A 3,857-nucleotide genomic window follows, 5' to 3' on the forward strand; every position below is an offset into this window, starting at 1 on the left:
GCTCAGCGCCGACGCCAGCAGCCTCAGCAACGCCACTGGCGCCAGCCTCTCGGCCCTGGGCAATGCCAGCCTGAGCAGCGCGACCGTGCTGTCCAACGACGGCCACCTGTACGCCGGTGGCGCGCTCGGCCTGCGTGCCGGCAGCCTCGCGCAGACCGGCTCGGCCAATGCCGGCACGACGCTGACGTTGAGCGTCGATGGTGCCGTTGCCAACCAGGGCGACCTGGTCGGCGGCGGCGACGTGCAGATCGACGCCGGCAGTCTGGCCAGCAGCGGCCAGCTCGGCAGCCAGCACGGCCAGGTCGTGCTGAACAGCCGCGGCGACGTGCAACTCGACGGCGTGGTCGTGGCCGCCCGCGCCTTGAACGCGCAGGCGCTCGGCAATCTGCAGCAGCGCGGCAGCCTGCGTGCGGCCGGCGTGCAGCTCGCTGCCGCGGGCGACCTGGGCGTGGCGGGCACGGTGCAGAGCACCGACATCCTGCAACTGCAGGCGCAACGTGCGCTGCGCGTGGACGGCCAGGCCAGCGCGAGCGGCGCGGTCGGCGTCAACGCCGCTAGCGTCGCGTTGGGGAACAGCGCCATCCTGCAGAGCGCCACCGCGCTGCAGGTGGACACCGCCGCGCTGGACAGCCAGGGCGCGTTGGACGCAGGTACGGATCTGCGCCTGCACAGCACGGGCGATATCTACCTGGCCGGCATCGCCCAGGCCGGGCGCGATGTCGCGGTGCTTGCCGATGGTACCCTGGACAACCAGGCCAAGGTGTTCGCCGGACGCGCGCTGCAGCTCACCGCCGCCAGCGCCCGCAACCAGGCGCAAGGCCAGTGGCTCGCGCAGACGACGCTCGACGCCAGCGTGCAGGGCAACGTCGACAACGCCGGTCTGCTACAGGCCGGCCAGGCCGCGACCTTGACCGTCGGCAGCCTGCAACAGACGGGCCGCAGCTATGCCGGCGATACGTTGACCGTGCAGGCGGCCACCGCACTGACCAACAGCGGTGACTTGATCGGCAAGCACGATGTGGCGATCAGCGCCGGCAGCGTGGCCAGCAGCGGCCAGCTCGGCAGCCAGGACGGACAGCTCGGCGTCGTCAGCGCCGGCGATCTGCAAGTGACCGGCACCCAGATCGCCGGCGCCGCGCTGCGCCTGCAGGCGGCGGGCGATCTGCTGCACGCCGGCACCAGCAAGGCGCAGTCCGTGCAACTGGAGGCGGGGCGCGATCTGAGCATGGCCGGCACGGTGCAAAGTGCGTCGACCCTGCAGGCGCAGGCGCAACACGCGCTGCAACTGGACGGGCAGGCGCTGGCCGGCGGCAGCGTGCAGCTGCGCGGCGCCAGCGTCGGCACCGGCAGCGCCGCGGTGCTGCAGAGCACCGCGGCCATCGCCGTGGACGGTGGCAGCATCGACAGCCGGGGTGCGCTCGACGCCGGCACCGACCTGACCCTGCACAGCCAGGACGCGCTGCGCTTGGCCGGCATCGCCCAGGGCGGCAACGATGTGCGGCTGACTGCCGCCGGTGCGTTCGACAACAGCGCCCGCGTGGTGGCCGGGCGCGATCTGCAGGTGCAAGCGGCGAGCGCGGTCAACCGCGCTGCCGGCACGCTGGCCGCCGGCCGCGGGCTGGATCTGCACATCGATGGACTGCTCGACAACGCCGGCCTGCTGCGTGGCGAACAATCGCTGCAACTGCAGGCGGGCAGCCTGCAGCACAGCGGCACGCTCTCCACCGGCCAGGCGCTGACGCTGCGCAGCAGCGGCGCGATGGACAACCGCGGCAACGTGATCGCCGGCGGCGACCTGCTGGTGGACGTGGGCAGCCTCAGCAACAGCGGCCAGCTCGGCAGCCAGAACGGACAGGTCAGGCTCACCAGCCAGGGCGACCTGCAGCTGGGCGGTAGCGTCATCGCCGCGCAGGCATTGAACGCCACCGCGCTGGGCGACCTGCGCCTGGACGGCGTGGCCAAGGCGCGCGCGATCGCCCTGAGCGGGCGCGATGTCGGCGTCGCCGGTGGGTTGCAGAGCGCGACCAACGCCACGCTGCAGGCGCAACGCGCGCTACGCATCGATGGCCAGGCCCTGACCACCGGCGATCTGCAACTGCAAGGCGCCAGCGTCGCCACCGGCAATGCGGCGGTGTTGCAGAGCACGGCCGGCGCCATCACCCTGCAAGGCGGCAGCCTCGACAGCCGCGGTACGCTCGACGCCGCCACCGATCTGGCCTTGCGCAGCGATGGCACCCTGGCCGTGGCCGGCGTGGCCCAGGCCGGGCGCGACGTCGCGCTCGCCGCAGGCACCCAGCTGACCAATGCCGCGCAAGTGCTGGCCGGCCGCGACCTCAGCGTCGCCGCCACCGGCATCGCCAATGCCCAAGGCGGCAGCCTCGCCGCGAAGGGCGCGCTGGCCCTGACCACCGCCGGCACCCTCGCCAACGCCGGCACCCTGCAGTCCGGCCAGGCCATGACCCTGCAGGTCGGCGATCTGCAGCACAGCGGCCAAGCCTACGCCGGCGACACGCTGAGCCTGCGCGCCAGCGGCGCCATCGACAGCCAGGGCGAGCTGATCGCCAAGCGCGACCTGCAGCTCGACGCCGCGCGCATCGCCAGCAGCGGCCAGCTCGGCAGCCAGAGCGGCCAGGTGACGCTGACCAGCCAGGGTGACCTGACGCTGGGCGGCACCGTCGCCGCTGCCACCGCACTCAGCGCGCAGGCGCAGGGCGATCTGCTGCAGACCGGCACGCTCAGCGCGCAAGCGCTGGACCTGCGCGCCGGGCGCGACCTGACCCTTGGCGGCCAGCTCGCCACGACCCAGGGACTGCAGGCGCAGGCGCAGCGCGACCTGCAGGTGAACGGCAGCGTCAGCGCCGGCCGGGACGCCACCCTGCAGGCCGGCGGCACCCTGCGCAGCGGCAGCCAGAGCGTGCTGCACAGCGCAGGCGCGCTGCAATTGAACGGCGCGGCCATCGACAGCCAGGGCACCGTCGACGCCGGTACCACGCTGGCGATGACCAGCACCGGCGATCTCGCTCTCGGCGGCCTGGTGCAGGCCGCTTCCACGCTCGACCTGCGTGCCACCGGCGCACTCACCAACGCCGCCCAGCTGGTCGCCGGCAGCGACCTGAGCCTCACCGCCGCCAGTGCCACCAACAGCGGCAGCGGCACGCTCGCCGCCCTAGGCAACGCCACCTTCACCGTGAGCGGCCTGCTCAGCAACGCCGGCGCGCTGCGTGCGCGCCAGCGCCTGCAGCTGGACGTCGGTTCGCTGCAGCAGACCGGGCGCAGCTACGGCGTGCAGCGCCTGGCGCTGACTGCCAATGGCGCCGTCGACAACCGCGGCGACCTCATCGCCGGCAGCGCCCTGCGCGTGCAGGCGGCCAGCGTCGCCAGCAGCGGCCAGCTCGGCAGCGAAACCGGCGACGTGGCCCTGGTCAGCCAGGGCGATCTGAACCTGGGCGGCACCCTGGCCTCGGCCGGCGGGTTCAGCGCACAGGCCGGCGGCGCGCTCAACCAGAGTGGCGCCTTGAGCGCGGCGACCACGCTGCAACTGCAGGCGCACGGCGACCTGACCGTGTCCGGTACCCTCAACGCCAACCAGGTCGTGCTCGGCAGCGATGCCGCCGTACTCCAGCGCGGCACCGTCAGCGGTGCGGACATCGCGCTGCAGGGCCAGCGCATCGACAACGCCGGGCAGACCCTGTCCAGCGGCAATCTGCGCCTGAGCGGCGGCGATGTCTCCATCGGCGGCGTGGCCGCGGCCGGCGTGCGCGCCGATGGCAGCCTCGGCAACAGTGGCGCGCTGATCCTGCACGCCGATGGCACGCTCAGCGCCAGCGGCCGCCTGATCGCCGCCGGCAACCTCGCCA

General features: G+C 73.4%; 1 protein-coding gene. It reads left to right on the forward strand.

Translation table 11 applies throughout. The features are described from left to right. Nucleotides 1-3,857 (forward strand): hypothetical protein (locus tag D183_RS0122890; RefSeq protein WP_017911052.1); only part of this gene is annotated, 3,857 nt, incomplete at both ends.

Source organism: Xanthomonas sp. SHU 199, from assembly GCF_000364665.1.
GTDB lineage: Bacteria > Pseudomonadota > Gammaproteobacteria > Xanthomonadales > Xanthomonadaceae > Xanthomonas_A > Xanthomonas_A sontii.